This is a genomic window from Amycolatopsis alba DSM 44262, from assembly GCF_000384215.1.
GTDB lineage: Bacteria > Actinomycetota > Actinomycetes > Mycobacteriales > Pseudonocardiaceae > Amycolatopsis > Amycolatopsis alba.
Genome location: NZ_KB913032.1, coordinates 5,373,979 through 5,399,482, shown reverse-complemented (window position 1 = coordinate 5,399,482; position 25,504 = coordinate 5,373,979). Strand labels below are relative to the sequence as shown.

Genomic DNA, 25,504 nt, shown 5'->3' with positions numbered 1-25,504 from the left:
CCGCCGCATGCTCATCGTGCTGGACAACGCCCGTGACACGGCACAGGTGCTGCCTTTGCTGCCCGGCGATCCGAACTGCGCCGTGCTGATCAGCAGCCGCAGCCAGTTGAGCGATCTGATGGTCAGTCATGGCGCCCGGTTCGTGTCCTTGGACGTCCTCGGCGAGGACGACGCGAGGCAGGTACTCGCCGGGCACCTCGGCGGCGAGCGGCTGGCGGCCGAACCCGAAGCCGTCCGGGAGCTGCTCACGCGGTGCGCGGGACTTCCGCTCGCCCTGAGCATCGTCTCCGCCCGCGCTCTGGCCCATCCCGAGTTCCCGCTCTCGGTGCCGGCCGAGGAACTACGCGACGAGGCGTCCCGGCTGGACGCGTTGGACAGCGGCGGGTCGGCCGCCGGTTTGGGCACGGTGCTCTCGTGGTCGCTGCAGGCGCTGTCCGAGGAGGGCGCCCGCGCGTTCGGACTGCTCGGGCTCGCACCCGGTCCGGACATCAGCACTCCCGCGGCCGCCAGCCTCCTCGGCGTGCCGGTCACACGGGCGCGGGTGGTGCTGCGGGAACTGGAACACGCGTCGCTCCTTCAGCAGCACCTGCCGGGACGCCATCGGATGCACGATCTGATCCGGCTCCTGGCCGCCGACCACGCCCGTCGCCGATATGACGACACGGACATCCAGGCGGCGCTGCGACGGGCGATCGACTTCGCTTTGCACACCGCCTACGCGGGCGAACGGGTCCTGGCGCCCAACCGTCCGCCCATTCACCTCGACGCTCCGGCGCCCGGCTATTGTCCCGTACCGCTGCCGGACTACACGACAGCTTTGGCGTGGTTCGAGTCCGAACACGCCAACCTGCTGGCCGCCCAGCACGCCGCGGCGGCACACGGCCGGTATGAGAGTGCCTGGCAGCTGGCCTGGGTCCTGACCACCTTCCACTACCGCCGTGCGCATCTGCACGACCAGCTCGCCGCCTGGCAGATCGGGCTGGCCGCGGTCGATCATCTCGCGGACCCCGGCGCATCGATCCTGGCTCACCGCCACGTCGGACATGCCTGCAGTGACGTCGGCAGGCACGCCGAGGCGATCAGTCACCTCGGCCAAGCCCTCATATTGGCCGAACAGAGCCACGATCCGGTCACCCAGGCCCGCATTCATCACACGCTGGGCTGGGCGTGGGAACAGCACGGAGACGACCGGCGAGCCTTCGAACACGCCACCCTCGCCCTGCGGCTGGTTCAGCACCGTGGTGAACCAGCGACGGAGGCGGACGCGCTCAACGCGGTGGGCTGGTACGCGGCCCGCATCGGCGACTACGACCATGGGCAGACCCACTGTCTGGCGGCACTCGAACTGCACCGCGGCGGAGACGAGCGCGACGGTGAAGCGACCACATTGGACAGTCTCGGCTACATCGCCACCCATACCGGCCGATACGCCGAAGCCGTCGAGTACTACCGGCAAGCGCTGGCCCTACACCGCCAGTTGAACAACACCTATCAGGTCGTCAACACCCTGGAGCGGGTCGGCCACACCTACCAGGCTCTCGGCGAGCCCGAGCAGGCTCGCTCTGTCTGGCAGGAAGCCCTCACCTTGTGCCGACGCCAGCACCGCACCGCCGACGCAAGCCGAATCCAGCGACACCTGACGAACCTCGACAGTCCACTGTAGACCGTCGGGGTGGCAAGTCCCTCAGGGAGGCCTTCACGGACTTGGGAACGCCTTTTCGATGGGGGTTTCGCCGCCGAGCACCACGTAGATCCGGCCGGCGGTGTCGGGCCGGTCGAGGAGTGCCACGAGCACGGCGGCGACGTCGTCCCTGGCGACTTGGTCGAATCTGGCGCCCGTCGGCCCGATCTTGTTCCCGGCGGTGAGTTCGACGGTGCCGTCGCCGCGGTCGTCGGTGAGCACGCCGGGCCGAAGTACCGTCCAGTCGAGCTTGTCCCTGGTGAAGATGTGCTCTTCGGCGGCGCGTTTGGCCCGCAGGTAGGTGGCGTATCCGGCACCGATGCCGTGGTCGTCGGCGCAGCCGACATTGATGGAGCTGACGTGCAGGAACCGTCGCACCCCGGCCTGTTCCGCCGCGTCCATCACCAGCACGACGGCGGCCCGGTCCATTTTGTCCCGGCGGGCGGCGGTGGCGCTGGTGCCCGAGCCCGCCGAGAAGACGGCGGCGTCCGCGCCGGCGAGGATCGCGGCCACCTCGTCCACCGTGGCCTGTTCGAGATCGAGGACGGCGGCCTCCCCGCCCGCCTGTCTGACGTCGTCGACATGGCGCGGATCGCGCACCATGCCCACCACGGAGTCGCCACGTGCGGCGAGTTGCCTGGTCAGCCGCAGGGCGATCTTTCCGTGGCCGCCGGCGATGACGATCTTCATCCGAAACCCTTTCCCTGCGAAGGACGACGCTACTTCGTCGGCGACTGAGTCATCCGCGAGCGCAAAGCCTCGGCGGCTTGCCACGCCTCGTCGATCGGCACGATCCACTCGTCCCGCAGGTCGATCGACTTGTCGTCCACCCGGACGCGGAGGGCAGGCCCGGCGCTCGGCGTGATGGCGTACGCCAGGCCGATTTCGACTTCGGCACCGCCGGGCAGGTCGATGACCTCGACCTCGGCGATACCCGAGAACGGGACCTCGGCGTCGTGATCGTCGTCGAGGTTGCGGCGAACTTCGCGCCGGATCCGCACGGCGGCCTCGTCCTCGCGGATCAGGAACCAGCCGTCGGCCTCGTCCCGGAGCGCGAAGGACAACTCGGCCGTCGCGCCGACGAGGTCACCCTTGGGCCGGGCCAGCACCGAGGCCGCAGCGTTCCGCACGACGAGCCACGGTACGAGGGAAAGGACGACCACCACCGCGATGGCGATGAGCAGACCGCTTTCCCCGTCACGGCTGAGCACCCCGATCGCGCCGTAGACCCCGGCGACGACTCCGCTGATCGCCGCGACCCGGCTCCAGCGCACGGGCGAGTTCCGCCGGACGTACCCGAACAGCATCAGGATCAGCGCGAACGCGAGGAACCCCAGCACCGGCAGGATCGAACCCCGCGGCCCCGCGAAGGAAACGACGCACAGCGCCACCAGCACGATCGGGCCCAGCGACATCGCGACCAGGTACCTGCGCCGGGCACGAGCGAACACCAGCTCACTGTCGGGCGTGGACGGCGTGCTCATGGTGATTCTCCCCCGGTGGCGTCGTGACGCCGCGTGACGCTACCAGCGCACTGGCCCTTCGTGGCCTCGATCAGCCACACCTCCCAGCGAGAACCGGCCGTCGCATCGACCCTCTTCCGCCACATAGTCTTTTCGGACTATATTGTTTGGACTAGATCGGAGAAGCGTCCATGCGAACCCTCACCATCCTCGGGCTGGCCGTACTGCGGCTGCTCAGCCAGGAACCCCAGCATCCGTACGAAGTCCGGCAGCGCCTGCGGGAACAGGGACTCGATCACCTGATCAAGGTCACCCACGGCGCGCTCTACCACACGTTCGACGTGCTGACCAAGGCCTCACTGATCGAAACGGTCGAGACCACCCGTGAAGGCAAACGCCCGGAACGGACGGTCTACGCGATCACCGAAGAGGGGCGCGAAGTCGCGCTCGAACGGCTGCGCGAGCTCCTTTCCACGCTCCAGCCGGAGTACCCGATCTACTGCGCGGCACTGGCTTTCATGTCCCTGCTCCCCAAGGAGGACGCGGTCGCGCAACTGGAGCGACGGGCCGTGCTGCTGGAGGCGTCGCTGGCGTCGGCGACGACAGGCCGCGAGGCGCTGGTCAAACGCGGGGTGGCGGCGATCGACATCGTCGAGATCCGGCATCTGCAGGCCCATCTTCGCGCCGACCTGGACCTGACGCGCGCGATCGTCGAGGACATCCACGAGGGCCGTCTGGACTGGCGGGCAGGCGAAGAGCCGACCGAGGAGAAAGCGAGCGGATGAGTAAACTGCGGGGGAATCCTTGGGCTGTACTTGTAGCCCTCTGTCTCGGGTTCTTCATGACCTTGCTCGACACGACCGTCGTCGGTGTCGCGATCCCGGACATCGTCGAGCGGCTGGGCACGTCCTACAACGAGGTGCTCTGGGTCAGCAACTCCTATGTGCTGGTACTGGCCGTTTTCCTGATCACCGGCGGCAGGCTCGGCGACCTGTTCGGCAAACGCGGCATGTACCTGACCGGGGTCGCGGTGTTCACGGTGGCGTCGCTGCTGTGCGCGCTGGCGCAGGACCCCGGCCAGCTCATCGCGGCCCGCAGTCTCCAGGGCCTCGGCGCCGCGTTGCTGATCCCCCAGACGATGTCGATCATCATGGGCGTGTTCCCGCCGGAGCGGCGCGGAACGGCACTGGGCGTCTGGGGCGCGGTGGCCGGTGTCGCCACCATCGCCGGGCCACCGCTGGGCGGCTTCCTCGTCGGGGTCCTGGGCTGGCGCTGGATCTTCACCATCAACGTGCCGCTGGGCATCCTGGTCCTGATGCTCGCGCCGATGATCATCCCGGCGGGGGCCAAGCCGCCGCGGACCGGCCGTTTCGACGTGCGCGGCTCGCTGCTGGTGATCCTCGGCCTGTCCTGCCTCGCTTACGGCCTGCAGGAGGGGCAGCGCCACGACTGGGGGACGATCTGGTCGTTCGTGAGCATCCCGCTGCTGCTGGCGCTCGGCGTGGTGCTGCTGATCGCGTTCGGGTTCAGCCAGCGCAAACCCGGTGACCGCACGCCCATGGTGCCGTTCGCGCTGCTGACCGACCGCAACTTCAGCCTGATGAACGCCGGCGCGATCGGCCTGTCGATCGGCATCATGAGCATGGCGATCGGTTTCCAGCTCTACGCCCAGTCGGTGCTGGGCTTCTCGGCGCTGGCCGCGGGGATGATCAGCCTGCCGATGTCGGCGATCTCGGTGGTGCTCGGCCCGTATGCCGGCAGGCTCAGCGACAAGGTGGGCGGCAAGCCGATCGTGGTCACCGGACTGCTGCTGTTCGGTCTCGGCCTGCTGATCTTCTCCCTGACATCCACTGTGGACAGTACGGTGTGGACACTGCTGCCCTCGATGGTGGTGATCGGGCTGGGACTCGGCGCGACCTTCGCGCCGCTGACCACGGTGGCCATGCACGACGTTCAGCCGATGACGGCGGGCTCGGCGGCCGGTGTGCTGAACGCGACGAGGCAGATCGGCGCGGTGCTCGGCACCGCCGGTTTCGGAGTATTGCTGCAGAACCAGCTCGTCGGCAACCTGGTGACCCGCGCCGAAGCGACGGCCGCGACGCTGCCCCCCGAGGTGCGCGGCGAATTCGTCGAGGGCGTGCGGCGCGCCACCGGCAGCGGCCTCGACTTCGCCGATCTGCAGGCGGGCACCGCGGTCCCGGTCCCGAGCGGGGCCTCCCCGGAGGTCGCCCGGCAGGTCGCGGCCGCGGCGAACGAGGTGTTCTCCGGCGGCTACGTCGCGGCCATGCACGGCGCGATGGTCCTGCCGATCACCGCCGTGCTGCTCGGCGCGGTCTGCGGGCTGCTGGCCAAGCGCAGGCAGCCTCAGGCTCCGGCCACACCGGCGGTCAAGGAGCAGCCGGTGGCGTCCGAGGCGTGACCGAACCGCTCGCCGCGCGTTCGGGTACGCGCGGCGGGCCCGGACACACTCTCCGTCTGCGTGGAATCACCCGTGCGGTCTTCGCGGCCGCCATGGAGTGACCCGGTGCACGCCGATGGACCCGGCTTCCTCTCCCAGTACGACGATGTCGTCGGCTTGCCGGAGAGAAAACCATGCTTGCAACCATTCTGCAGTCGTGCGGCTTGGCCGTGACGCTACTGCGGACAGCACTCGACCTTCGCGAATTCCTTCGAAGGAGGCGGACCGGTACCCTGCCCGCGCGGCACGATGTCCGTGACGGGGGCGACCATGAAAGACGCTGAGCGGACGGAATTCTTCGAGCTCTGGTATCCGAAAATGATCGGCATGGGCCTGGCGGCCGGAGCCCGCCACGCCGACGCCGAGGACGCCGCCAGTGCGGTGGCCTTCTGCGTCCTGCGCTCATGGGAGCGGTGGACCGCGGTCGAGAAGAAGTACTGCTATCTGCGCACCGCCGTCAAACACGAACTGGACACCACTCGAAAGAGACGAGCCGCCCGGCTGGCACGGGAAACGCGATGGGTCCGCAACCTGCTTCAGCCAGGGCGCGATTCCGCCGCCGACAGTTACCACCGAGCCCGTGAGCCGGAAAGCGTACGACAGGCCCTGGCCATTTCCCCGCGACGGCAGCGGGAGATCCTGGCCTGGCTCTGCCTGCGCCGTCAGGCGGGATGGGACGTCAAGGACGTCGCCGACGCGCTGGGAATCAGCCAGGACACCCTTCGCCGTCATCGGCAGAACGCCCGCCGCACCCTGGAACCCTTCCTCGTCGGGGACGGCCACGAACACCGGCGATGGCTGCGCGCCGGGGAACGCGTCCACGAGGACTTCCATCGCGGGCACGCGAACCTCCTCGCCCCGCGGCCGGTCATCCTCGACGCCTGGCGGCTCGCCCGAGAACGCGGCCTGAACCCCGAGCGCGGCACCGAGGCCGTCCTTGTCGACGCGGACGAACTGCGTCAGCGCCGCCGGAATTCCCCCCTCCCCGCCCTGGCGGCGTTGACCGACCTGGCCGCGCGCAACGAATTGCTCGCCGTCGTCCTCGACGCCGACGACATCGTGCTGCATCGCGGTGGGCACCGGAGCGCACTGGCCGCCGCCGACCGGCTCGGCTATCTCGAAGGAGCCTGCTGGAATCTCGATCGGGCCGGGGTCAACGCCGCCGGGCTCGCCCCGATCGTCGGCGGGCAGGTCACGGTGAACCGGTGGGAACACACCTTTCCCGACCAGCACGGCCTGTGCTGTACGGCGATCCCGATCCGCGTCCCGCACGGCGGGCACATCACCCTCAATCTGACGGCCACCGCCGACTCCCTCGCCACCCTCCCCCGCGCGGTCCAGCACCAGCTCAACACGATGGCCCAGCGTCTTCACCGACAGTTATGGACACCGCCGAACTGAGCAGGGAGTGCGCACGGCCGGTTGGTCGCTTGAGGTGATCTTTCCTCCGGCGCCCGTGAAGTGCGGCGTTCCGGGCCTACGTTGGGCCGACCGTGCCCGGCACGAACGCATTCCTTCGAAACACGGGGGGGGTTTGTCGATGAACGGGACCCAGATCCGTTTCCAAGGTATCGTCTGGACATTCGGCGAACGCGAATTCGCGGCACTGCTGATGGACGGCCATTCGGCACACGGACCCGACGCTTTGCTGGACGTGACCCAGTCCCGCGGATTGCCGCTGACCACCGATATCCGGCGTGTACCCCTGGCGCTCGTTCCGGGGTGGCGGATCGAAGTGACCTTCGAGGATTCCGGCCACGCACGCCTCAGCGTCCATTGGCCACACGTCCGCCCGCTGGTCAGCCACGTCGGCGTCGACCTTCCTCAGCGGTGGCAGCAACTCGCTGTCACCCAACGGGCCGGGCTGCTGCTGGTCGGACACGACCTCGTCACGGACGACCACTATCTACCCGAACGGGTGACGCGGCTCGCGGAATCCGGATCGCTGGCCGCCGGGGTCGTCGCGTTCCGCTCCGGAAACCGCTCCCGGCCACGGGGGCGTGCGCGGCAAGCCGCGTTCTGACTTTTCCCCCACGACGGTTTCATCGGTATTTCATCTTCGCTCATTAGCGTTCGGCGGGGAAATCAACAGCGGGGAGAAACCGATGAGAAAAGCCAGAGCGCGCCTGCTCGCGACCGCCGTCCTGTCCGTCCTGACCCTGACCGGTGCGCTCGCCGGCCAGGGTGCGGCGCAGGCGGCGGCAGCCCGACCGGACGGCGCGTGCGGGCCGGTCATGTTCGTCGTGCCGGGCTATCGGGACGGCGGGGCCCAGAAGCTCCTGGACCCGGCGCTCGCGCCGGGTGGCGCCAACCCGGTGCGCATCCCGTACCCGAACAGCGAAGCGGACATCAATCTCTACACCGACGTCGACGCCGGCGTCGCCAACCTCAGGACCGCGCTCTACAACCTCTACGTCACCTACGGCTGCGACCTCGACACCAAGGTGTACATCGTCGGGTTCAGCCTCGGCGCCCTCGTCGCGGGCACCGTGCTGGAGACCGAGCCGCCCGGCCGGAACATGCAGGGGGTGCTGTTCGCCGACGGGCGGCGGCAGCCCGGCGAGTCGAACTGGCCGGGTGACCCCGGCGGGCTGATCGGGCACCTGCCCGTCCCCGGCCCCGGTGGCGCCGGTTTCCGGCCGCTGGACTCGTTCCGTTACCCGACGCTGAGCCTGTGCAACGGCCCCAATTCGGGTGGTGGAGCGGATTTGATCTGCTTCGGCGGCACCAATCTGGACAGCTATTTCAGCTCGCATCCTTATTACAGTTTCGAGGTGGGCACCGAGCTGAACATCCACGGCGAAGGCCCGTACCCGAATAACCTGCGCAACCGCGTCATTCCGTAGGCGACGGTGCGCCGGCCGGGCAGGCCCGACCGGCGCACCGCACCGCCTCACGGCGGCAAAGCCGGACATAACAGACCAATCGTCGCACCCGTGCCGGGAGGTTGCCCAGCAAAAGGCGGTCCTGCCCGTGAAGGCAGGAGGGTTCGGACCTTCGGGCAACCCTGCGCCGCACCCGCTCCCCGGAGCAACCCGATTCCGGTTCTCACGTCTTCTGGACAAAGCTTCGACAAAAGACGCGAGAGGGGCGCAGAAATGAAATTCACCGCGAAGAAGACAATCAAAATGGCCATGGTCGGCGGGGCGATCGCCGCCACCGCACTCCTTTCCGCGTGCAGCGGAAACGGTGTCGCAGGAAATGGTTCTCCGGTGCGGAACGCGGCGGAGACGGCGGCCACCGGAGGCCAGGGAGCGGACAGCGGCGGCCAGGGGGCGGCGGCCGGCGGGACCGGCGGCACCACGTCGAACGGTGACGTCAACTGCAGCAAGAACGGCGGCCAGGTCGGCGCGCCGGGGCGGCAGAAGATGGACCTGATCGCGGTGGCCGCCACCGACGGCACCACGCCGGGCTGCACCGAGGCGTTCAACGTGATCGCCGAGTACTACAAGAAGCTGCCGCAGGCCGAAGGCCCTGGCGAGCGCGTGCTCGATGTCCAGGGGCGGTGGACCTGCGCCCGCCAGGCGGATGACGCGGGCAGCAAGGGCGCGGTGGTCTGCGGCGTGCCCAACGACTCCCTGCAGCTGGAGACCAGGCCCGCGGGCGGCACCGGCAAGGCGCCCTCGCCGCAGGCCCGCAAGTTCCCGAACTCCACCCAGGCGGTGCAGTTCACCGGGTACGACGCCGGCGCGCGGATGGTCCGCTTCCAGCTGACCGGCCACGGCGAGGGCGAGCAGACCTACCGGCTTCCGCTGCAGAAGGGCGGCAAGGTGTTCAGCGCGGCCACCGTATGCCCGAGCGATTCGGTCACCATCGACGACCAGGGCCTCGGCAACCGGCCGTGCGGCCAGGACCAGCTGCTCCAGCAGCTGAAGGACGGCAACCCGGTGCTCGCGCAGATCACCGTGAACGGCGACGACCAGATCTCCGTGGTCAAGGAGATCTACCGCCCCTGATCCGGCGGGCACACCGCGAAGAAAGGCCCCCTTCCCCACGCCTGGCGCGGGGAAGGGGGCCTTCCGGTACTCGGCTCAGAATCCGAACAGCGAGTGCGGTGCTTCGTGCTCGTCCGCCCAGGTCAGCCACGCGACGTCGGTCGGGCCGATGGCGTAGTTGGCCAGACGCCAGGACCGGGCGTCGTTGTCGACGCTCGTCTCGCTGGTCTTCTTGAGCAGGGCGACGTAGACGTCGGACATGACGCCATCGGCTCGCTTGTTCTCGTAGATGGTTCCGGCGTAGTACGGCCGTCCGGCTTCGACGCCGCGCATGGTCCCCTGGAGGAACACCCAGGGGCCGAGCCGGTCGAGCTGCTCCACGGCCACCCGGACCTGATCGCCGAACTCCTCGTCGAGCCGGGCGGTGGCGGCCTGGAGCACCGCTTCCCGGACCGGGTCGCCGGGGTTCAGCGCCTCCGGGGACGATCGGGTGTACATCTGGCTACCTCCCACTGGCGGGGCAGCGACGACGGCCGCGTCGGCTTGCCCGGTGCTGCTATGGCGTTCTGTCGGATCAGGTCGGCGGGGTGAGGATCTTCACGAGGCCGCCACCGCCGCCCATGCTGATCTTCTGCGAACCGTCGGGGTTGATGTTGTTGGAGCCGATGAACTGACCGTCACCCGCGTACAACACGACGTGCCCGCCGTTGTTCGAGATCACCACGTCGCCGGGTTTCGCCTCGGAGAGCGGTACCGACCGCCAGCCGTCGGCCTCGAGGTTGGCCGTCAGCCCCGCGACCGAGGCGCTCGCCTGGCCCTTGTCGATCAGGCCGGACGCCTCCAGGCAGCCGGAGACGAAGTTCGCGCAGTTGACGTTGTTGGGCACCCACGACTGCATGGCGGGCAGTTCACCGCTGCCCTTGAGGTCACCGGCGTTGCGGCCGAGGAACTTCTCGGCGATCTTGGCCGGGTTGTCGCCACGGGCGTCGATCGGCTTGGCCGGCCGCCCGTCGCCCTGGACCCCGGCGACGCCACCGCCACCACCACCGCCACCATGGCCTCCACCGCCGCCACCACCGTCCCCGCCGCCGTGGCTGGGCACGTGGTTGACCGGGGTGGCGTGGACGCTCGACGCGGTGGTCTGGCCGGTGTCCGCGGGCACCAGCTCCAGGAAGCCGTTCTCGATCTCCAGGCCGAGCGGCTTGAGAAGGTCGTCGATCTGCTTCTCGGCGTCGTCGAGCGCCTTCTCGATCTCGTCCTTCTTGCCGTTCGAGTCCTTCTCGTTGAGCTGCCGGAGCCGCTCGATGTCGGAGGCGGCGATGGCGATCTCGTTGTCGTCCTTGGAGCTGTTCTTCCGGCGGCGGGCCGAGTCGATCAGCGCGCGGTTGTCCGCGTCCTTGTCGTTGGCCTCCTGGGCGAGCTGCGCGACCTTCTTCTTGACGTCGTCCAGGATCTCGGACACGCGCTGGAGGATGTTCTTGGCCGCCTCGGCCTTGTCGCTGACCTTGTAGCTGGCCTTGCCGAGCTTCTCGAGGTGGTCGGCGACGGCGTCGGCGTCCTTGCCCTCCCAGTGGCGCAGTACGTCTTCGCGGAAGGCCTTGAGGTCGTCCCCGAGGTCATTGGCGCTGGTGGCGGCTCCGCCGACCTTCCTGGCCTGGTCGTTGACGGCACCCGAGTTCAGCTTCTGCGTCTGCTGGGCGTGCTTGTCGATGGCGTCCAGCGACTTCGGACGGTCGTGCGACGGGTCGTCGAGCGTGCCCGGATTCCGCTCCGCGGTGGTCATCGGTAAATCCCCCTGGTTCCCGTCTTCGGTCCGATCAATCCCGCTCGCGGTTGCCGCGGAGGGTGTGCACACCCGCGGCTTCGTCGTTCCGCATTCGCTCGGCGGCGTTGGCCAGCGCGATGGACGCGGCGTCGACGAGCTTCGAGGCGGCCGACAGGTGCGCGTTGACGCCCTGGTGGAACCCCTTCATCGTCTTGCCCGTGCTGGCCGCGTTGCTCAGGTCGCCGAACGCGCCGCCGGGATCGCCGTCACCCAGTTCCTTGCCCGTCTTGCTGAAGCCGTCCTTCAGCCCGCCGACCTTCTTGGCCAACGCCGCGATCTGCTCCGGATCGAATCGGCGAGTCATTGATGATCCCTCCAGTCCCGGCGCCCGCGCCCGTGCTTGCTGCCCCACACTGCCTGACCCACACTGCTGTACCGCGCACCTTATGAGCTCTCACTCACCCGTGCGTGTCGTTTCCCGAAACGCGGTGACGCCGTTCGTGTAGATCGACGCACCCGGCCGGGGATCGGTTCCCGACGGAGGGAGGATCTTACCGCTTCGGCATCCGCGTCACCGGCGACGCTCCACGGCCGCCGGGTCCCGCTTCCCGCCTCCGCGGACGTTGCGAAAGCCACTTTCGCAACGTTGAAGGTTGCGAAAGTGGCTTTCACAACCCCGCACACCGCCGGACAGCGCCGGTGCAGGGGTCACGAGGGTCCGCTGACTCGGACGAGTGAACGTGGGCCGCCGGGGTCGTTGTCCCGGTTCTTGAGCCGGGTCAGGGCCACGCCGGCGAGAACGGCCACGACGCCGATGAGCATCGTCGGGGTGGGCCGCTCGCCGAGCACTGTCGCACCGAGAACGATGGAGACGACCGGGAGCAGGTACGTCACCGTCGACGCTCTCACGGTGCCGTCGTCGGTGATGATGCGGTAGTTGAGGATGTACGCCGCCCCGGTGCCGAAGAAGCCGAGGATCGCCAAGGCGACCAGGGCGTCGGCTCGCAGCTCGAGAATCGGCGCCCCTTCGACGGCGAGCGCGGGGGCGAGCAGGGCACCGGCGGCCGAGAGCTGCCCCGCCGAGAGGACCAGCGGGGAGATCCCCCTGCCCGCCAGGAAGCGGGACATGTAGACGTAGCTGACCCCGAGGAACAAGGATCCGACGAGGCATTCGAGGCCGCCCCAGGTCATCATCCCGGAGTCCTTCTCCCAGGGGCTGAAGATGAGCACGCAGCCCAGGAAGCCGAGCACCAGACCCGGTAGCTGCCGCACGTCGTGGTCGCGACGGCCGCGGGTGAAGGCCCACGCGGCCAGGAACGTCCACATCGGGGTGGTGGCGTTGATGACCCCCGCCGACGACGAGCTGATCTCCTTCTCCGCCAGGGTGAACAGCAGGTACGGAATCGCGTTCGCGAGGGCGGCGGACACCAGGATGTGTCTCCACGGCAAGGCACCCGACGACGCCCGCCGCCGACGGAGAAGCCAGATCACCGCCAGCAGGAAGGCGGCACCGATGACCATCCGCAGGAAGGTGACCTGGATGGCGGTGAACCCTCTCAGCGAGATCTTGATCCACAGGAAGGTCGATCCCCAGAGCAGGGCGAGCAGCCCGATTCTTGCCGCGCTTGCCATGTCGAGCGGCCGTCAGCGCGCGGACGACGAGTAAGCCGCCGAGCCGACCAGCGGGTTCAGTTCGGAGACGGCCGGGCTGCCCGGCGCGACACCCGGCAGGAAATCCTGCCAAGCGCCGCTCAGCACCGTGGGGTTCTCGATGACGTTGGCCCCATTCGCGTAATAGGTGGACGACAGGACGCGGCGCGGAAAGCCGGTCCGGTTGGGGCCCGCGGTGTGAAAGCAGTCCGCGGCGTGGAAGGACACCTCACCCGCTTCGAACGGGCTCGAGTCCGGGATCACGCCGTCTTTCCGCAGTTCGTCCTCCACCTCGCGGTCGTACGAGCTGTTCTCCACGGACAGGGGAATCCGCAGCAGCGAGTCGGAAACCGACGTGCGCGAAAGACAGGTCAAGGTGCCCATGGCGACGGGGATCCGCTGCAGCGGTAACCACGACGTGCAGACCGCGGGGGAATCCAGCGGATAATGGTGGTCGTCGCGATGCCAGGGCGTACGCCCGCAGCCGGACTCTTTCGAGAGAATGTTGTCGTGATAAAGCCGAACGGACTCGACATCCAGCAGCCGTGCGGCGACGTCGCCGAATCGGCGGGACAAGGTCACTCCGCGCACCAGGGGATCGGTCAGCCAGACCTGCTCCAAGGCCAGGAAACGGCCGTCGTTGCCGGATCCGTGCGCCGCGTCCAACAGTTCGTCCACCCGCCGGGAAAGCGTCGCGATCACCGACGGCGACAGCATGTTCCGCAGCCTCACATAGCCGTTGCGGCGGAAAAACGAGAGGTCTTCCTCGGTCAGCTCGTACGGCTCGGCGAGACTGGCGTGCACCTCGTATTCGGGCGCCTCGATTTCGTGGGACGGTTCCGGGCCGAGAGGCACTTCAGCGGGCTCGGACGACGGCCGGGACGCCAGGGTCATGTACCAGTCCCACCATTGCTGGTCGTCCCCTTGCCAATCTGTTCTCGCCGGACTCGATACTCCTTCGGATCGTGCCATTTCCATGGTTTCCCCTTGATTCGACGGCGTTGACAAAACCTGCGACATGCCGTTTGAATCCCCAGTTTTTTGGCTGCGCCCAGGATGTCGCCGCCCGGTTGCGGAGCACCATCCGCCGAAGGAGTGACAGCATCCCGTGCCGCCAGGGAACCACTCCCATTCGCCGCGTCGCCACTTGCCGATTTTATTCCGCGTCACCGCGACGGAATCGAAAAAAGTCGCGTTTCGTATTCGGCTGACCGCCCGAATACGAAACGCGGCGCATGATCGGGAGCCGCCGACGGGAAAGATACGTTGAATTCCGGTCAACACGGTCCGCCCGCGGTATTTCCGGCGTCCCGGAAGTCGCGCCATCAGGACGCAAGGCGCGCCCACATCGTGGACCGCGCCGGAATGAGGATGGCCGGGCTTACGGCTCGCCCGCTTCGGACAGCTTGTCCAGCCGGGAGAGCACCAGCTGATGCCAGGCCAGTTCGGCTTCGATCCGCAGCCGGGCGTGCTCCAGGACGAGGTCGTCGGCGACGGACTGATCGGGCCACCTCCGCTCGCCCAGGTGACCGAACTGGGTCGCCTGGGCGGTCAGCGCCGCGAGACGGTCTTCGAGATAGCCCCGCAGCATCTCGCGGTCGAGATCCCCGCTGACGACCAGCGCGAGGTCCACCGGGTCGGGTTTGAGGACCACTTCGGCGAAGGCCTCGTCTCGCAGGGCACGAAGCTCACGGTGCCCTTCGGCGGTGATCGAGTACACCGTCCGCGCGGGCAGCGCGCCGAGCTGCTCGGTCCGCACGGGCTCGATCAGCTTCTCGCCTTCGAGCCGGTGCAACGCCCCGTAGAGCGAACCCGGTTTGACCTGCGACCACAGATCGGTGCGGTCCATCCGCGCCTCGCGGCGGAGCTGATGGCCGTGCATGGGGCCGCGTTTGGCGAGCGCACCGAGGACGAACAGTCTGGTCGGGTTCACCGCACTAGTACAACACGAGTACTCGCGTTTGAGTACTCTCGTCGCATGACCATCCGCCCCATCCTCATCCGCGGTGAGCAGGCACTGGCCACGGCGGCGACTCCTGTCACCGAGTTCGACGACGACCTCGTCCGCCTCATCGAGGATCTGCACGCGACCAACACCGCCGCCAACGGAGCGGGTCTGGCGGCCAACCAGATCGGGGACGCCAGGAGCGTCTTCATCTACGACTGCCCGGACGACACCGGAAAGCGCCACCGTGGCCACATCGTCAATCCGGTCCTGCGGACGTCCGAGATCCCCGAGACCATGCCCCATCCGGACGATGACCTCGAAGGCTGTCTTTCGGTTCCCGGCGAGGTCTTCCCCACCGGCCGCGCGGGCTGGGCGGCCGTCGACGGCTTCGACGAACACGGGGCGCCGATCACCGTCGAAGGCACCGGTTACTTCGCGCGCTGCCTCCAGCACGAGACCGATCACCTGGCGGGCAAGCTCTACCTGGAACGCCTCGTCGGCAGGCACGCGCGAGACGCGAAACGGATGCTCAAGCGGAACGGCTGGACCGGGCCGGGACACACCTGGCTGCCCGGCGAGGTCCCGGACCCGTTCGGCCACTGATCAGGTCACCGGCGGCTCCGAGGCCGCCGACGCGATCAGATGGTCACGTCGCCCCCTTGCCGCTTGCCGTGCCGTCGGCGGGCGGCGGTCGCCGCGGCGAGGGTCTGGAGGACCTCGCCGGTGGCGGCGATGTCGATGCAGGCGTCCGTGATCGACTGCCCGTAGGTGAGCGGCCGGTCGGGGTGGAGGTCCTGGCGGCCCGCCTGGAGGTTGGATTCGAGCATGACACCGACGATGCCGCGCTGGCCGTTCTCGACCTGTTCGGCGATCTGCCCGGCGACGGCGGCCTGACGGAGATGGTCCTTGCGGCTGTTGTCGTGACTGGCGTCGATCACGACCCGGCGGGCCAGGCCGGCGTTCTGCAGGGCCGTGAGCGCTTCGCGGACCGACGCGGGGTGGTGGTTCGGCGCGCTGTTGCCGCCACGCAGGACGAGGTGGCAGTCGGGGTTGCCGACGGTGTGCAGGATGGCGGGCAGGCCGCTGGGGTCGACGCCGGGCACGACGTGGCGGGCGTCGGCGGCGCGGATCGCGTCGACGGCGACGGTGACATCGCCGTCGCGCCGGTTCTTGAAGCCGACGGGCATGGACAGACCGCTGGCGAGCATGCGGTGGTTCTGGCTTTCCACCGTCCGTGCGCCGATCGCGCCCCAGGAGACGGTGTCGGCGAGGTAAGCCGGGATGGTGGTGTCCAGCCACTCGCTCGCCACGGGCAGGCCGCCCTCGGCGAGTTCGAGCAGCAGGTCCCTGGCGATGCGCAGCCCGCGGTTGACGTCGCCGGTGCCGTCGAGGTGGGGGTCGTTGATGAGCCCTTTCCAGCCGCCGACCGTACGGGGCTTTTCGAAGTACACGCGCATGACGATCAGCAGATCGTTGACGAACCGGCCCGCGAGGGACGCGAGCCGGTCGGCGTATTCGAGTGCCGCGGCGGGATCGTGGATGGAGCAGGGCCCGGCGATCACGAGCAGCCGGTCGTCCGTGCCGTCGAGGACGCGGACGACGGATTCACGGCCTTGCCGCACCGTGTCGGCCGCGGTCGCGCTGAGCGGGAGTTCGTGGTGCAGCAACGCCGGGGTGACCAGCGGGACCATCCGGTCGATGCGCTGGTTGTCGAGATCGGCGGCGGCGATGGTCGTCATCACAGGTATCCAGGATTTCTGCCGGCACCGGGCAAGGGGAAAGCCGGGGTTTCCCCGGCCAGGGCGGCGGTCTCGGGTGAAGGATTGAGCAAGCTCGGGAAAAGCCCGGCAGCACTCGATCTGGACGAGATTTTCGGTGATTTCTCTTACCCCGAAATCTCCCACCATCGTTCACGCAAAACAACGGAAAATGCCCTGTCCAACCCGGTTCCCGAGCGCCGTCGCCGAAGCTATCGACCGGTCCAGATCGGATCTCTTTTCTCGGCGAAGGCACGGGGACCCTCACTCGCGTCCGCGCTCCGCCGTCGGCGTTCTTCCCACGGGTACACGGTTTTGAACGCCTCTTCGAGCGGGAGATCGAGCGATCGCAGCGCGGCCTCCTTGATCGCGCGGACCGAAAGCGGCGCGGCCCGGACGAGATCGTCCGTCCATTCGGCGACACACCGATCGAGCTCGGCCACCGGCACGACTTCGTTCACCAGCCCGTGCCGAAGCGCTGTCGCCGCGTCCATTCTGCGCCCGGTGAGCAGATAGCCCATCGCCACTTTCGGCGGAAGCTGCCGTGGCAACCGGAAAACGCCACCCGCCCCGGCGATCAGGCCCAGCCGGACCTCCGGCAGCGCGAAGACCGCGTCTTCGGAGGCGATGACGATGTCGCAGGCGAGCACCAGTTCGAAGCCGCCGCCCAGCGCGTAACCGTGCACACGGGCGACCACCGGCTTCGAAAGCGTGAACCGGTCCGTCAGCCGGGGGTGCCCCGGCTGACCGCCGCTGCCGAACGTCGAGGCTTCCACGCCCGACTCGGTCAGCCGCGCGCGTTCCTTGAGATCCTGGCCGACGGAGAACGCGCGATCCCCCGCGCCGGTCAGCACCACCGCCCTGATCTCGTCGTCGGCCTCGACGTCGTCCCAGATCCCGGCGAGTTCCGTGTGCATCCGCCGGTCCATCGCGTTCAGCACGGCGGGCCGGTCCATCGTCACGTAGGCGACGTGGTCCTTCTTTTCGTACCGCACACGGGGTTCGCTCATCGCGCACCCACCGCGAAGCCGTCCACCTTGCCGATCACGTCCGCGCCGTAGATGCGCAGCGCCTGCTGCAGCGCGAATTCGGCCATGTACCGGCGGAACTCCTCCGGCGGCTCCTCGGCGAGGTTCAGCATGTGCCGGTTGGCCACCACGGCTTCCCCGTCGAGACGGGCCAGCGCGGCCTCGATCGCCGCGTCCATCTCCTCCGGCGGGACGACCTCGTCGACGATCGACCGCGCGTCCGGCTCGTCCGACCGGAGCCGCCTGCCGCCGAGGATCACCTGCCTCGCCACCCGCGGCCCGGCGATCCGGGAAAGCCGGAAGTTCGACACACCGGGGATGATCCCCTCCTTCGCCGCGGGCAGGCTGAGGTACGAGTCGGACGCCGCCAGCACGTGGTCGAAGACCAGGAGGAGCTGGGTCCCGCCACCGATGGCGAAGGAGTCGACGGCCGCCATCCACGGCTTCTCGATCGTCCGGGAATGCCAGGAGCCGTCCGTGCGCAGGCCGCGGAAGATCTTCTGGAGGTAGCCGAGTTCCCGCCGCAGCAGGAAATCGACGAGCGGGATGTCACCGGAGCTGAGCTTCTTGAGGTTGATCCCCGCGCAGAACACCCGTCGCCCCCGGTAGCGGGGATGGCTCATCACCCCGCCCCGCAGCAGTCCTTTTCGGACAGACGGATCGAGCAGCATCAGATCGACCGCGGTCTCCATGTCGTCGACCTGCTGCGCGTCTTCGGCGTTCAGGCAGTCGTCGCGGCACAGGGTCAGGTACGCGACGTCGTCACGGCGCTCCAGCCGGACGGCCTCCATCTGCACGACACCGGTTTCGGCGAACTCGGGCAGCAGGCGCTGTGCCCTGGGCGTGGGCCGGAGCATGGCGTCGAGCAGATGCGGGCCGGCTTCCCGCGCGCGCAGGATCCCGCGCAGGAAGATGCCCTGGTCGATCTCGCGCCCTTCCTTCTCCGCCTGCGGACGCGAACGCTCGGCCGCCATCTGCTCTTCCGAGGGCACCAGGCCGGGGAAGGCGAACGCGGCGGCCCGGACGAGCTCGTCGATCCGCAGGTACCTGCTCCGGCCTTCGGTGAGCTCGTCGTAGATCTCCTCGGCGTGCGCCTCGACGAACTCCGTGCGCAGAGCCCGGATCTCGTCGTCGACCCGGTGGGCCTCCCCCGCCAGAGCCCGGAAGTCGAGCCCCGGCGGGAGAGTCCTGGAATCCGTCGTCACGGCTTGGCTTCCCGTCGCAGGGCCCGATCCGCCGCGGCCAGGTGAGCGCCGAGCGCCTCCTCGAAGGTGGCCGAGCCCGCTTCGAAGATCAGCTGCCGCCGGATCGCCGTCTCGGCGCCGTCGGTGACCTCGGCCAGTTCGGCCAGTGTCTTCGCCGGATCCGCGGACACCTCGTCGATGAGGCTGAGGGCGAGCGCGCGGTCGGTGCCGATCGGGGTCCCGAGCAGCACGGCCCGCCGGATGCCCGCCGCGCCCGCCTGTTCGGTCAGCCGGTACACGGTCATCCCCGGCCAGGTGCCGCCCCCGGCCCAGGAGAGGCGCAGCGTGGTGCCGGGTTCGGCGATCCGCACATCGGCCGCGAGGACGAGGTCCAGCGCCATCCCGGCGCACTCCCCCGACGCCACCGCGACCGTGAGCCTGCCGAGCCGCTCGAACCGGCGCACGACCCGCTCCCATTTGGACACCAGGCCGACGGCCAGCCCTTTCGCCCAGTCCGCGGGCGGGGCGCCCGTGACGTGGACGATGACCGGACCCGTGCCGCGATGGTCCTCGGCACGATCGCAGAGGGCGTCGATCTCCTCGACCGCCGCGGCCGACAACGGCCGGGCACCGTCGAAACGCAGCACCGGTCCGCCGTTCACTTCGTTACGCGTCACCATTGAATAAGCGCCATTTCAATCGTGGAGCCAGGCCCCATGGTCATGAGCACGCCGTAATCCCCCGGACGAGCGACGTCCTCGTCGGCGAGGCGCTCGTAGGAGAAGAGGAAGGAGCCGCTGGAGAGGTTCCCGTAGTCACGCAGCACACCGGTGGTGTGGCGGACGTCGTACCGGCTCAAGCCGAGGTTGACGACGACCGCGTCGACCACCTTCTTGCCGCCGGAGTGCACCAGCCAATGGCCGATGTCGCTGCGGCGCAGCCCGGTACCGGACAGCAGCCGGTCGATGACGATCTCGGCGTGCGCGCCGACCACGTACGGGATCTGCGGATCGAGGAAGAAGCTGAACCGGTCCTGGTCGCGGTCCCAGTCGTAGCGCATCGCGTCGACCGCGTCGGTGATGATGTAACTCGCGAACTTCAGGACACGGGGGCCGGGCACCCGGCCGTCGCCGGAGACGACCGCGAGAGCCGCGGATCCGTCGCCGAAAAGACTGTTGACCACCGCGGTCCGCATCGTGCCGTCCAGCGCGTAGGCGGCGGAACAGGCCTCGCTGCACAGGACGACGCCGAGCTCACCGGGATGCGCCGCGGACCAGCCGGAGACCACGTTGAGCGCGTTCAGGCCGGCGTTGCACCCCATGCCGACAATGTCCGAACGACTGCAGTGCGGGTCGATGCCCAGCTCGCGGATGATCAGCGCGCTCAGGCCGGGAGTCAGGAACCCGGTCGACGTGACGCAGCACAGGTGACGCAGATCCGAAAGCGTCGCGCCCGCCGACTTCAGGCAGGCTTCGAGCGCCCGGCATCCCATGTCGACGGCGATCTTCTTGTGCTTGTCGAGGAGGTCGCCCTGCGGCTCCGAAGCGCGGGCGCCGCCGGGACCCTCCGGCGGCAGCGTGAGAAAACGGCGGTCGATCGCGCTGTTGAGGAAGATCGACCGGATCTTGGGATCCTCGATGTCGAGGATGTCGAGCAGTTCGGCTTGCGAATAGGACGACTCGGAGACCGCGGTTCCCACGCCGGCGAACCTGGTGATCTCGGTCAGCCCGGTGAAGACGGAAAGGGCTTCGGCTGATTCGGCTAGAGCAGTCATCGATACATCCATCCCCATGTTCTCAACTTGCTTCGGAGTAGCTGCTTGAACCGCGCAGCGGGCATCGATCGCACCTTTCTCGGATTTCGGTGGACAGTGGGAAATTAAGCTCGGCGGATCGCGGCGGTCAACGTCGTCCAACGCGGAATTCGGTGAGTGACATCTTGTTCGGGCGAAGGGGACTTTCACCGCATCGCCGCATCGCCGCATCGCCGCTCACGACCCGGCGCGGCACGACGGCGTTGCGAAAGCCACTTTCGCAACGTTGAAGGTTGCGAAAGTGGCTTTCGCAACACTCCCAAAGCCCCGCGTCAGCAGCCGACGCCCCCGGCCGGTGTCACGAAAGCCACTTTCGGGACGTCTGATGTCCCGAAAGTGGCTTTCGCGCCATCCGAAGCCGGCGCGGCGGCGAGCGAGCAAGACACCACTCACGAGGCGAGGTCACGAGATCAGGTCACGAGTCAGGCGCCGTTCGAGATCCACGCTGGTGGCGTAGTCCGGCAGCAGCCCCTGTCGCTCCGCCTCGGCGAGCGTGATCGCCAGCTGGTCCCGATCGGACAGGATCGGTTCGACACCGGGGTCGATCGGCAGGCCGAGTGCGGGATCCAGGACCGAGAGGGCGAGTTCGTTCCGCACGTCGTAGGGCGTGGAAAGCAGGTACCACATGACGGTGTTGTCCTCGAGCGCTACGAACGCGTGGCCGACGCCGACGGGAAAGTACATCGCCCGGTGGTACTCCTGGTCCAGCAGAACCGCGTCCCACCGGCCGAACGTCGGCGAGCCGACGCGGATGTCGACCACGATGTCCAACGCCTTGCCACTTGCGCAGTAGACGTACTTCGCGGTACCGGGCGGTGTCGTCGTGTAGTGGATTCCCCGCACCACACCGCGTTTGGACCTGCTGTGATTCGTCTGCGTCACCGGGAAGAGCGGGCCGCCGTAGGCTTCGGTGAAGGCCTTTTCCTGGAACGGCGAGACGAACGAGCCCCGGTCGTCGTGGAACACCTGGGGGGTGAACTCGAATGCGCCCTCGACAGCGAGTTTGCGTGCTTGCACAGCGGCTCCCGTGGTCGGCGTGATCAGAGGCTGGACAGCACTTCGCGGACCGCGTGGATCACTTTGTCCTGCAGGTCGGGGGAAAGCGCGGGGTACATCGGCAGCGAGAAGATCTCGGTGGCCAGTTTCTCGGTGACCGGCAGGGAACCCGTCTCGTAGCCGAGGTGGGCGAAGCCGGTCATGGTGTGCACCGGCCACGGGTAGCTGATGTTCAGGTGGATGTCGTACGCCTTGAGCCGCTCGATGATCTCGTCGCGTCGCGGGTGCCGCACCACGTACACGTAGTACACGTGCTCGTTGCCGGGAACGGTTCGCGGGAGCTTCAGCTCGGTGTCGCCCAGCCCCTCGGCATAGCGGGCGGCGACGGCGCGGCGGGCCACCGTGTACGCGTCGAGACGCTTGAGCTTGCGCCGCAGGATCTCTGCCTGGACCTCGTCCAGACGGCTGTTGTGGGCGGGCGTCTCCACCGTGTAGTAGCGCTCTTCCATGCCGTAGTAGCGCAACCGTCGCAGCTTCCGGTCCACGGCTTCGTCGGACGTGATGGCCGCGCCACCGTCGCCGTACGCGCCGAGCACCTTGGTGGGATAGAAGGAGAACGCGGCCGCGTCGCCGGTCGTGCCTGCGATCGTCCCGTTCTGCCGGGCGCCGTGCGCCTGGGCGCAATCCTCCAAAAGAGACAGTCCGTGCTTCGCGGCGAGCGCCTTCAGCGGGGCCATGTCCACACACTGGCCGTACAGGTGCACGGGCAGCAGGCATTTGGTGCGCTCGGTGATCGCGGCCTCGACCTGGCTCGTGTCCATCAGGAAATCGTCCTCGCGGACGTCGACGAAGACCGGGGTGGCGCCGGTGCCGTCGATGGCGACCACGGTCGGGGCGGCGGTGTTCGACACGGTGATCACCTCGTCGCCCGGTCCGACACCCAGCGCCTGCAGGGCTAGCTTGATCGCGTTCGTCCCGTTGTCGAGGCCGACGCAGTGCCCGGCCCCGTGGTACGCGGCGAACTCCGACTCGAAGCCGCGCAGGCTCGCGCCCAGCACGAGCTGCCCCGAGTTGAAGACCGTCTCGACCGCGTCCAGCAGATCGAGCCGCTCCGTCTCGTATTCGGCCAGGTAGTCCCAAACACGCGTGGTCATGTGCGAACCTTTCCATGAACTGATGACGTCAAAGCGGCGACAGTGCGACGTACCCCATCGGACAGCGAGACCTCCGGGCGCCAGCCGGTGATCGCCCGAAACGGCGTGGAATCGATGGTGAGGCTTCGGAGATCCGTCTCGGGCGCGTGCGGCGGCGGTTCCACGCAGGTCACCTCCACCGGGCTTTTCCCGGTGTGCCCGGACATCTCCTTCGCCACGAGCCGGAAGACCTCGCCCAGCGGATCACCCCGGCCCGCGCCGATCAGCCAGTGCCCGCCCACCAGGGGATCCGGATGATCCAGTGCCGCGGTGAACGCCGACGCGACGTCGTCGACGTGGACGAGATCGCGGCGCACGGTGCCGTCGCCCCAGACGGTGAGCGGCAGTCCTTCGAGCGCCCGCCGCACCATGGCGGACACCACGCCGCGGTCCTGGTTCGCGCCTTCGGCCGCGGTCTCGCCGAAGACCGTCGGCAGCCGCAGGCTGATCCCGCGCACCCGGCCGTCGGCCGTGGCCTTCATGAGCAGCTGTTCCGCCACGAGCTTTTGCACGTCGTAGGGAGCCACCGGCCGGTCGGGCTCGCTCCCGTCGAGCGGCTCCCGCGGCGGCACGCCGACCTGCAGGACGGTGCCGGCGAACACCACCACCGGTGGCGGCCCGTCGCCGTCGCCGATGATCTCGACGAGGTCCCGGAGCACCCCCACGTTCACGCGTTCGGCGCCCTCGGCCGCGCGCCAGCCGCCGTCTCCCAAAAGCAGGTACACGACCGCGTCCGAGTCCTCGACGGCGTCGGCGAGCGCCGCACGGTCGGTGAGATCGGCGGTGACGACCGTGGTCTCGGCCCGGCCGGGCGGGGGTGTGCACCGCCTGCGCGCCACGGCCCGCAGCCGGATCGGCCGCCGTGCCAGCGCGTGCAGGACGGCCGAGCCGACGAAACCCGACGCGCCGAGCACGGTGATCGTCTTCAAATCAGGCACCTCCCCGCGGCTGGGCCGTCGCGGCGTTGAGGCAGGCGAGGAGCGTGCGGGCCTCGACGTTGACGTAGTGCCCGTGCCGGGTGAGCGCGGTGAGCTGGGCCGGGGTGACCCAGGCGTAGCCGGGCGGGGCCTCGACCGTGTCCTCCGCCTCGATCGCGAGATAGCGGGCACAGACACTGAGGAAACGGCCGCCTTCTTCGGAATGCACCGCCTCGTAACGGATCCGCGATCGCGGCGCGCCGAGGACGGCGTCCAGGAAGGGCGGGCGGCTCTCCGCGGGCAGATGCAGGTAGTTCTGGGGTGTGCACTGGACGGTCGGCGCCAGCTCGACCGTGTCGAGGAAGCCGCCGTCGGCGCGGGCATGCACCAGAACATGCGGTACGCCGCCGAAGTCGCGCACGAGGAACGCGATGAGCCCCGGCCCGACGGATTCGATCAACGGCTGGGTCCAGGTGACCTTCTCGCGGTTACTGCCCTTGACGGCGACCGCGAGGACCTTGAAGTAGTGGCCGTCCTCGTGCTCGATCGCTTCGACGCCCTGCTTCCAGCCACGCACGTCCTTCAGCGGCATCCGGACGGCACGCACGTCGTGGCGCGAACGCTCGTTGGTGAACCACGACAGGAGCTGGACGTCGGAAAACAGCGCGCCGGGAGCCTCGTCCGGGTACGGCAGGCACGACAGCACGCTCCTGGCGTTCATGTTGATCGTCAGGTCCTCGTGCATCAGCTCCGCGATCTGGCCGAGGGTGAGCCAGCAGAAGTCGTCCCACATCGGCACGTCGCCGACGGTCTCGACGATCATGTTGCGATTGGACTTCTGGAGGAACCACGAGCCTTGCTCCGCCTGGAGCACGTCGACGATGACCCGCTCGGGGTCGGGCGGGGCGAAGTATTCGATCAGCTTCACGTTCGTGCCGCCGTGTGCCTTGGTGTAGTTGCTGCGCGTCGCCTGCACGGTCGGCGAGAGCTGCACCATGTTCGGGTTCCCCGGCTCCATCTTGGCCTGCATCAGGAAATGCAGGACGCCGTCGAACTCCTTGCCGAGGATGCCGAGGATGCCGACTTCCGGCTGTTTGATGACCGGCTGCTGCCACTCGCGGTAGGGGCCGTCGCCGTGCGGGCCGTCGGCCTCGACCACGTGCAGTCCCTCGATGCTGAAGAACCGTCCGCTCCGGTGCACGATGTTGCCGGTGACGTCGTCGAAGCCCCACAGGTCCAGCTCGGCGAAGGGGATGCGTTCGACGTGGAAGACGTTGGCCTCACGGCGTTCGGCGATCCAGGCGCGGACGTCCTCGGTCCGCATGTGCGCGCCGTCGGTCGTCGCGGCGGACAGTGCGATGCGCTCCGCGTGGTCGCGGGGGTCACGGGGACGTACCGCGACCGGCGGGGCGGGGCAAGGCAGTGTCGAAGGACTCCTTGTCATGACTGGCTATCCCCTTTGCGTGCCAACGAAAACTCGGTTTCCTTCGCCCCGCGCCCGACGAACGTTAACTTCGGCCCGGCGAAACGGTCCAGCTCGTCCAATCCGCTTTGCCGAGGGTGAGGCTGGGGTGGCGTGGTCGCCGGTGCTGGGAAGCGGTGTTGCGAAAGTGGCTTTCGCAACCTGCCAGGCGGGAACAACGCGAGCGGGGATCCCCCCTCGCCTGCACCAAACGCGGAAACCATGTCGCGAAAGCCACTTTCACAACACCCAAC

25 protein-coding genes are annotated in these 25,504 nt (G+C 68.5%); 8 read left to right on the top strand and 17 right to left on the bottom strand.

The features are described from left to right. Positions 1–7 precede the first annotated feature (7 nt). Complete coding sequence (locus AMYAL_RS50395; RefSeq protein ID WP_245193396.1) at positions 8–1,663, top strand: tetratricopeptide repeat protein; 1,656 nt, start codon at positions 8–10, stop codon at positions 1,661–1,663. Positions 1,664–1,696: 33 nt separating this feature from the next. Here AMYAL_RS50395 and AMYAL_RS0125635 read toward each other — a convergent pair whose 3' ends face one another. After that, a complete protein-coding gene (locus tag AMYAL_RS0125635) occupies positions 1,697–2,371 on the bottom strand; it encodes an NAD(P)H-binding protein (protein ID WP_020634124.1) in 675 nt (224 codons plus the stop codon). 29 nt (positions 2,372–2,400) lie between these two features. Next, the gene (locus tag AMYAL_RS0125630; protein ID WP_020634123.1) at positions 2,401–3,165 is read right to left on the bottom strand and encodes a hypothetical protein; all 765 of its coding nucleotides are present in this window, start codon (positions 3,163–3,165) and stop codon (positions 2,401–2,403) included. A gap of 170 nt (positions 3,166–3,335) precedes the next feature. Here AMYAL_RS0125630 and AMYAL_RS0125625 point away from each other — a divergent pair, with 170 nt between their 5' ends. From AMYAL_RS0125625 to AMYAL_RS0125595, 6 genes are all read left to right on the top strand, one after another. Next, positions 3,336–3,929, top strand: coding sequence for a PadR family transcriptional regulator (locus AMYAL_RS0125625; RefSeq protein ID WP_020634122.1), 594 nt, complete (start codon positions 3,336–3,338; stop codon positions 3,927–3,929). After that, positions 3,926–5,563 (top strand): DHA2 family efflux MFS transporter permease subunit, encoded by a 1,638-nt coding sequence (locus tag AMYAL_RS0125620; protein ID WP_026467438.1) that lies wholly within the window; start codon positions 3,926–3,928, stop codon positions 5,561–5,563. The genes AMYAL_RS0125625 and AMYAL_RS0125620 overlap by 4 nt, the downstream gene beginning before the upstream one ends. A 309-nt stretch (positions 5,564–5,872) precedes the next feature. After that, a complete protein-coding gene (locus tag AMYAL_RS0125610; RefSeq protein ID WP_020634119.1) occupies positions 5,873–7,003 on the top strand; it encodes a hypothetical protein in 1,131 nt (376 codons plus the stop codon). Positions 7,004–7,142: 139 nt separating this feature from the next. Further along, complete coding sequence (locus AMYAL_RS0125605; protein WP_020634118.1) at positions 7,143–7,625, top strand: hypothetical protein; 483 nt, start codon at positions 7,143–7,145, stop codon at positions 7,623–7,625. Positions 7,626–7,707: 82 nt separating this feature from the next. Then, the gene (locus tag AMYAL_RS0125600) at positions 7,708–8,448 is read left to right on the top strand and encodes a hypothetical protein (protein ID WP_020634117.1); all 741 of its coding nucleotides are present in this window, start codon (positions 7,708–7,710) and stop codon (positions 8,446–8,448) included. 252 nt (positions 8,449–8,700) lie between these two features. After that, positions 8,701–9,558 (top strand): hypothetical protein, encoded by an 858-nt coding sequence (locus AMYAL_RS0125595; protein ID WP_020634116.1) that lies wholly within the window; start codon positions 8,701–8,703, stop codon positions 9,556–9,558. A 75-nt stretch (positions 9,559–9,633) separates the two neighbouring features. Here AMYAL_RS0125595 and AMYAL_RS0125590 read toward each other — a convergent pair whose 3' ends face one another. From AMYAL_RS0125590 to AMYAL_RS0125565, 6 genes are all read right to left on the bottom strand, one after another. After that, positions 9,634–10,035, bottom strand: a complete 402-nt coding sequence (locus AMYAL_RS0125590) for a hypothetical protein (protein WP_020634115.1) — start codon at positions 10,033–10,035, stop codon at positions 9,634–9,636. A gap of 76 nt (positions 10,036–10,111) precedes the next feature. After that, positions 10,112–11,320 carry a hypothetical protein gene (locus AMYAL_RS0125585; protein WP_020634114.1) on the bottom strand — a complete coding sequence of 403 codons (1,209 nt, stop codon included), beginning with the start codon at positions 11,318–11,320 and terminating at the stop codon, positions 10,112–10,114. A gap of 34 nt (positions 11,321–11,354) precedes the next feature. Continuing rightward, the gene (locus AMYAL_RS0125580) at positions 11,355–11,666 is read right to left on the bottom strand and encodes a hypothetical protein (RefSeq protein WP_020634113.1); all 312 of its coding nucleotides are present in this window, start codon (positions 11,664–11,666) and stop codon (positions 11,355–11,357) included. 344 nt (positions 11,667–12,010) lie between these two features. After that, entirely contained in the window at positions 12,011–12,934 is a 924-nt protein-coding gene (locus AMYAL_RS46115; RefSeq protein WP_020634112.1) for a DMT family transporter, read from the bottom strand. A 12-nt stretch (positions 12,935–12,946) separates the two neighbouring features. Then, positions 12,947–13,846, bottom strand: coding sequence for a phytanoyl-CoA dioxygenase family protein (locus AMYAL_RS46110; protein ID WP_020634111.1), 900 nt, complete (start codon positions 13,844–13,846; stop codon positions 12,947–12,949). A gap of 487 nt (positions 13,847–14,333) precedes the next feature. After that, positions 14,334–14,885, bottom strand: coding sequence for a PadR family transcriptional regulator (locus AMYAL_RS0125565; RefSeq protein WP_020634110.1), 552 nt, complete (start codon positions 14,883–14,885; stop codon positions 14,334–14,336). A gap of 45 nt (positions 14,886–14,930) precedes the next feature. Between AMYAL_RS0125565 and AMYAL_RS0125560 the strand changes: the two genes are divergently transcribed. Next, positions 14,931–15,503 carry a peptide deformylase gene (locus AMYAL_RS0125560; RefSeq protein ID WP_020634109.1) on the top strand — a complete coding sequence of 191 codons (573 nt, stop codon included), beginning with the start codon at positions 14,931–14,933 and terminating at the stop codon, positions 15,501–15,503. A 35-nt stretch (positions 15,504–15,538) separates the two neighbouring features. On the opposite strand, the gene AMYAL_RS46105 is transcribed toward AMYAL_RS0125560, so the two are convergent. The 9 genes from AMYAL_RS46105 to AMYAL_RS0125515 form a co-directional block, all read right to left on the bottom strand. Next, positions 15,539–16,639 (bottom strand): 3-deoxy-7-phosphoheptulonate synthase, encoded by a 1,101-nt coding sequence (locus tag AMYAL_RS46105; protein ID WP_020634108.1) that lies wholly within the window; start codon positions 16,637–16,639, stop codon positions 15,539–15,541. A gap of 230 nt (positions 16,640–16,869) precedes the next feature. Further along, entirely contained in the window at positions 16,870–17,667 is a 798-nt protein-coding gene (dpgD, locus tag AMYAL_RS0125550) for an enoyl-CoA-hydratase DpgD (RefSeq protein ID WP_020634107.1), read from the bottom strand. Further along, complete coding sequence (gene dpgC, locus AMYAL_RS0125545; protein WP_020634106.1) at positions 17,664–18,890, bottom strand: (3,5-dihydroxyphenyl)acetyl-CoA 1,2-dioxygenase DpgC; 1,227 nt, start codon at positions 18,888–18,890, stop codon at positions 17,664–17,666. The genes dpgD and dpgC overlap by 4 nt, the downstream gene beginning before the upstream one ends. After that, positions 18,887–19,549: an enoyl-CoA-hydratase DpgB gene (dpgB, locus tag AMYAL_RS0125540; protein ID WP_020634105.1), complete on the bottom strand. Its 663-nt coding sequence runs from the start codon at positions 19,547–19,549 to the stop codon at positions 18,887–18,889. The genes dpgC and dpgB overlap by 4 nt, the downstream gene beginning before the upstream one ends. After that, the gene (gene dpgA, locus AMYAL_RS0125535) at positions 19,543–20,643 is read right to left on the bottom strand and encodes a 3,5-dihydroxyphenylacetyl-CoA synthase DpgA (protein ID WP_026467437.1); all 1,101 of its coding nucleotides are present in this window, start codon (positions 20,641–20,643) and stop codon (positions 19,543–19,545) included. Before dpgA ends, dpgB begins: the two co-directional genes overlap by 7 nt. 441 nt (positions 20,644–21,084) lie before the next feature. After that, a complete protein-coding gene (locus AMYAL_RS0125530; protein ID WP_020634103.1) occupies positions 21,085–21,699 on the bottom strand; it encodes a dTDP-4-dehydrorhamnose 3,5-epimerase family protein in 615 nt (204 codons plus the stop codon). Positions 21,700–21,722: 23 nt separating this feature from the next. Beyond that, positions 21,723–22,832 carry a DegT/DnrJ/EryC1/StrS family aminotransferase gene (locus AMYAL_RS0125525; protein ID WP_020634102.1) on the bottom strand — a complete coding sequence of 370 codons (1,110 nt, stop codon included), beginning with the start codon at positions 22,830–22,832 and terminating at the stop codon, positions 21,723–21,725. Further along, the gene (locus AMYAL_RS0125520; protein ID WP_020634101.1) at positions 22,829–23,800 is read right to left on the bottom strand and encodes an NAD-dependent epimerase/dehydratase family protein; all 972 of its coding nucleotides are present in this window, start codon (positions 23,798–23,800) and stop codon (positions 22,829–22,831) included. Before AMYAL_RS0125520 ends, AMYAL_RS0125525 begins: the two co-directional genes overlap by 4 nt. Before the next feature lies 1 nt (position 23,801). Beyond that, positions 23,802–25,232, bottom strand: a complete 1,431-nt coding sequence (locus AMYAL_RS0125515) for an NDP-hexose 2,3-dehydratase family protein (RefSeq protein ID WP_026467436.1) — start codon at positions 25,230–25,232, stop codon at positions 23,802–23,804. Positions 25,233–25,504 lie beyond the last annotated feature (272 nt).